The sequence below is a fragment of the Streptomyces sp. NPDC006197 genome (assembly GCF_040613865.1).
Taxonomy (GTDB): Bacteria; Actinomycetota; Actinomycetes; order Streptomycetales; family Streptomycetaceae; genus Streptomyces.
The window spans coordinates 1-5,193 of record NZ_JBEXSZ010000258.1 but is presented as its reverse complement, the minus strand read 5'-3'; the positions used below and the strand labels follow the sequence as shown (position 1 = coordinate 5,193).

Sequence of the window (5,193 nt, the reverse complement as noted above, 5' to 3'; positions counted from 1 at the left end):
GCCTCGATCAGGTCGACCAGGTCAAGAAGACCGGCGCCAAGATCCCCGTCATGGGCGGCGACGGCATCTACGACCCGGCCTTCATCAGCGCCTCCGCCGAGGCCCCCCCTCCGTTTCCCCCGGGGAGTATCTGTCCCACGGAGCCGCCGAAATTCACCCCATCGGGGAGGCGCTCGATGTGAACGGGGGAGTGTCAGGGGGCGCGTTCTCCGACGGGCGCCTTCGGACGATCACCGGCCGCCTACCGTCGACACCATGGGACGCGGGGACCTGGCGACGCTGGTGCGGATCTGCGATCCGGCGGGCCGGCCGCGCGGCACCGGTTTCCTCGCCGACCACCACGGGACGGTCGTCACCAGCCACGAAGCCGTCTACGGGCTCAGCCGCGTCGTCCTGCACGCCCCCGGCGACCGCACCTGCCTCGCCGAGGCCGGGGCCGTCACCCCCCTGCCCGAGAGCGGCCTCGCGCTCGTACGGACCGAAGGGCTCGGCGGCCGCCCGCTGCCGCTCGCGACCCGGCCCGAGATCGAGCCCGGCACATACGTGCGGATCGCCGCCCAGGGCTGGCGCGAGGCCCGCGTCCTCGGCCCCGCCACCGTCACGTACACCGCCGCCGACCGCTTCCACGCCCTCACCGACGCCCTCGAACTCGCCATCGGCACCGAGGGCGCCGAGGCGCTCCGCCGCGGCGGACAGGCCGCCGGCGGACCCGTCCTCGACACCGTCACCGGCACCGTCCTCGCCGTCCTCGGCACCGCCCTGCACGGCGACCGCCGCGCCGCCGGATACGCGGTGCCGCTCCGGCCCGCCGGCCCCCTCACCGCCCTGCTCCGGCGCAACGCGGCCACCGTCCCCGCCTACGGACCCGACCTCAACCTCGCCGCGATCCTGGAACTCACCGCCACCTCCACCGGACCCGCACGAGACCCCGACCCCTGGCCCGAACCCGTCGAACGGCCCGACTGCGTACGCGAGTTCGCCCGCTTCACGGCCGGCGACGCCCCCGTCCTCGCCCTCGTCGGCGCCCCCGGAACCGGCCGCACCACCGCCCTCGCCGCGCTCTGCGCCCGGCGCGCCCGGGGCGTCGCGCCCGCCCCCACCGTCCGGCTGCGCGGGGCCGACCTGCGCGCCGAGGACCGCTCGCTCGCCGACGCCGTCGGCCGCGCCCTCCACCAGGCCGGCCGGATCGTCGCCGCGTCCGGGGCGCTCGGCAACACCACGACCGCCACCCCGGAGCGGGCCGCCGCCCTCGCCCGGGACGCGGGCCGCCCGCTCCTCGTCGTCCTCGACGGCCCCGAGGAGATGCCCCCGCTCCTCGCCCACCGGCTCGCCGACTGGACGACGGCCACGGAACGCTGGCTCCGCACCCACGGGACCCACCTGATCACCGCCTGCCGCCCGGAACACTGGGAACAGGCGGGCACCCTGTACACCCCGGGCGCCCTGCACCGACCGGTGGCGGACGCGGGGCCGGGTGCGCCGCACCGGCCCGCGACGGACCCGGAAGGCCGACCGGACGGTCCGGGCCCTGCCGCGACCGCGACGACCGGCGGCGGAACGCCCCCGGCCGTGTTCCTCGGGCCGTACTCCGAGGCGGAGGCCCGTGCCGTACGCGAGGGGTACGGGATCGGGGAGGCGGACCTCGCCGCGGCGGACGCCCGGCACCCGCTGGCCCTGCGGCTGCTCGCCGAGGTGCGGGCGGCGCTGCCGGGGGAGGTGCCGGGGCGGCCCGGGCGCGAGGAGATCTTCACCGCCCACCTGGACCTGATGTGCCTGCGGGCCGCCGTCCGGATCGCCGCGGGCTCCCGGCCGCTCGTCCGCGGGACGGCCGTCCGCAGGCTCGCCGCGCGCGTGACCGGCCGGGTGCACGAGGCGGCCCGCCGGTGCCTCGGGCCCGGGCACGGCGTCCTGGACCGGGCCTCCTTCGAGGAGCTGTTCCCCTGGCGGGAGGGCTGGGCACCGGCCGTCCTCACCGAGGGCCTGCTCGTCCCCGCGGGCTCCGGCTACCGCTTCGCCCACGAAGAACTCGCCGACTGGGTCCAGGCCGCCCACCTGGACCTGGACACGGCCCTGCACGCCCTGGTCCACCGGCACCACGAGGACGCGGCCGGAGGGCCCGGCCGCCCGCCCGAGACGGGAGCCCCGGGCCGACCGGCCACCGCCGGGGCACCCGCCGGTCCAGGCACCCCGGACGGCCCCGGCGCACGGGGCGAAGCCGGGGGGCCCGACGCGCTCAGGGTGCCCGCTGGGCGGGGCGCGTCCTATGCCCCCGGTGCGCCGGCCGCGTCCGGGACTGCCGGGACTGCCGGGGCTGCCGGGACCAGGACGCCCACCGGGCAGGGCGCGCCCGATGGCCCCGACCTGCCCTCCGGGGCCGCCCCCCTCGTCGAGGTTCCGTCGCAGCGGGGCGTCGCCGGGGAGGCCCTGCCCGTTCCCCGGCATCGGATCGGGCCCGTGCTGCAGGCCTTGCTGCTGCTGCACCGGGAGCGGGGGCCCGCCGGGCTCGGGCCGCGGCTCGCCGCGCTCGCCGAGGCGCTCGGGCGGTTCGCCCGGGACGGGCAGGCCGGGGACGGGGCCTGGTGGGCCGCGCGGCTCCTCGGGGAGAGCGTGCGGCGCCTGCCGGACCCGCGGCCGTACCTGCCCGTCCTGCGGCTGCTCGCCGACCTCATCGGGGCCCGCCCGGACCGGCACCCGGTCTTCGCCCCCTTCGGGACCGCCTTCTGGCTGGGCCTGCCGCTCGGCGAGGACGAGCGGATCGACCTGCTGCGCCGGCTCGTCCCCTCCGACCCGCCCCACGGGGACCGGAGCCTCGACGCCGTCGCCGCGCTGCTGGCCGCCGACCCCCGGGGCGTCCAGCCGCTCCTCTGCCGCTGGCTCGGCGACGACCACCCCACCGTCGCCACCGCCGCCCAGGCCCTCCTGCACGCCCACCGCGGGCTCGCCGTCGACGACCTCTGCGAGGCGCTCGTCGCCACCGCCCACCCCCTCGCCGACGGCCTCCTCGCCGCGCTCACCGAGGACGAGCCCTCCGCGCTCTGCCGGGCCGTCGACCGCTGGGCCCACGACGACGGGCGCCCGGAGCGGCGCGTCGCGGCCGCCGCGTACGGACACCTGGTCGCCCGGCACGTCACCACCTCCGCCGACCGCGAGCTCCTCCGCTACGCCGCCCTCGCCCTGCTCGCCCGCCCCGGCGACCAGGCCCTGCACGGCGCCGCCCTCGGCCTCCTCGTCCGCGACCCGCACAGCCGCCCCCGCCACCTGCCCCGCGCCCTCGCCGAACCCCAGGTGCCCGCGGCCGCCCTCGCCGAGGCCCTCGCGACCCACCCCGAGGAGGTCCTCGCCGCCTTCCGGACCCGGCTGCAGGGCACCGGCGAGGCACCGGCCGCCGCCCTGCGGGCCCTCGCGGAGGTCGACACGCCTGCCCTCGCCCGCCGGATCGCCGCCCTCGTCCGCGACTACGCCGCCCACCGCCCCGACGGCGCCCCCCTCGTCGCCGCCTTCGTCGACCGCCGCCTCGAGGACGGGCCGGTGGCCAGGGCGGTCCTCTTCCCGCTGGTCAAGGGCCTCATCCGGGGCCGCCCCGCGCCGCTGCGGCGCGCCCTCGCCCCCGTCCTCGCCGCCCCCGGCACCGGGGCCTCCCGCCATCTGCGGGCCGAGCTGCTCGACGTACTCCTGGAACACGAGCGGTACGAGGCGGAGGCCGGGGAGCTCGCCGTCCTGGAGGCGCTCCTGCGGGCTGCTGCGGAGGGCGCGGAGCTGCGCACCGTCCCGCGCACCCGGCAGCTCGCCCACCGGGTCGGCGCGCTCTGCGTCCGTACCCCCGAAGGCGCCTGGCGGCTCGACCGGGCCCTGGCCGGAGCCGTCCGCGACCTGCCCGTCTTCGCCGCGCTCCTCGCCGCTTGGACGGTCGACGCCCCCGCCGACTGGGCCCCGCTGCTCGGACCGGAGACCGTCCGGGCGCTGCGGAGCCCCGGCACCGCCATGCCGATGCGTACCGACGGCCGTGGACATGGCAGTCTTAGACCTGCGTAAGGCGAACAGGGCGAACAGGCGGACGAGGAGCGGTCACAGTGCAGCGCTGGCGTGGCTTGGAGGACATCCCCCAGGACTGGGGACGCAGCGTCGTCACCATCGGCTCCTACGACGGGGTGCACCGCGGACACCAGCTGATCATCGGGCGTGCCGTCGAGCGCGCCCGGGAGCTGGGAATCCCCTCCGTCGTCGTCACCTTCGACCCGCACCCCTCCGAGGTCGTGCGCCCCGGCAGCCACCCGCCGCTGCTCGCCCCGCACCACCGGCGCGCGGAGCTGATCGCGGAGCTCGGCGTGGACGCGGTGCTGGTGCTGCCGTTCACCGCCGAGTTCTCCCAGCTGTCCCCGGCCGACTTCATCGTCAAGGTGCTCGTCGACAAGCTGCACGCGAAGGCCGTCATCGAGGGCCCCAACTTCCGCTTCGGGCACCGGGCCGCCGGCAACGTCGCCTTCCTGACCGAGCTCGGCGCCACGTACGACTACGAGGTCGAGGTCATCGACCTGTACGTCAGCGGGGCCGCCGGCGGCGGTGAGCCCTTCTCCTCCACCCTCACCCGCCGCCTCGTCGCCGAGGGCGACATGGTGGGGGCCGCCGAGATCCTCGGGCGTCCGCACCGGGTCGAGGGCGTCGTCGTCCGCGGTGCGCAGCGCGGCCGCGAGCTCGGCTTCCCGACGGCCAACGTCGAGACCCTGCCGCACACGGCGATCCCGGCGGACGGCGTCTACGCGGGCTGGCTGACGGCGGCGGGGGAGCGGATGCCGGCGGCGATCTCGGTCGGCACGAACCCGCAGTTCGACGGTACGGAGCGGACGGTCGAGGCGTACGCGATCGACCGCGAGGGGCTCGACCTGTACGGGCTGCACGTGGCCGTGGACTTCCTGGCGTACGTGCGGGGCATGCTCAAGTTCGACACCCTGGACGATCTGCTCCAGGCGATGGCGGGAGACGTCAAGCGCTGCCGCGAGCTGACGGAGGAGTACGACCGCACCTGACGGTGCGCCCCGTGCGGGCGCGCGCCTGCGGGGCGGTGCCCCCGCCCACCCCCCCCGTGTGGGCAATCGTCCCGCTGGGGCGGGACGGGTGGGCACACGGGACGGCGCCCCTAGCGGCGCCTCCGCGTTCCGCGCCTGGACCCGTACCCCGAGCGGCGGCGCACAAAGT

3 protein-coding genes are annotated in these 5,193 nt (G+C 77.8%); all 3 read left to right on the top strand.

Going from position 1 to position 5,193, the window contains the following annotated elements; translation table 11 throughout:
* A partial coding sequence (locus tag ABZ318_RS38910; protein WP_356907140.1) for a hypothetical protein occupies positions 1 to 182 on the top strand: 182 nt, incomplete at its 5' end.
* 73 nt (positions 183 to 255) lie between these two features.
* Entirely contained in the window at positions 256 to 4,032 is a 3,777-nt protein-coding gene (locus ABZ318_RS38905; RefSeq protein ID WP_356907139.1) for a serine protease, read from the top strand.
* Positions 4,033 to 4,070: 38 nt separating this feature from the next.
* Positions 4,071 to 5,024 (top strand): bifunctional riboflavin kinase/FAD synthetase, encoded by a 954-nt coding sequence (locus tag ABZ318_RS38900; protein WP_356907138.1) that lies wholly within the window; start codon positions 4,071 to 4,073, stop codon positions 5,022 to 5,024.
* Positions 5,025 to 5,193 lie beyond the last annotated feature (169 nt).

Excerpts from the sequence above, each read along its gene's own strand:
- ABZ318_RS38905 (WP_356907139.1), top strand. The coding sequence starts at position 256 with ATGGGACGCGGGGACCTGGCGACGCTGGTGCGGATCTGCGATCCGGCG.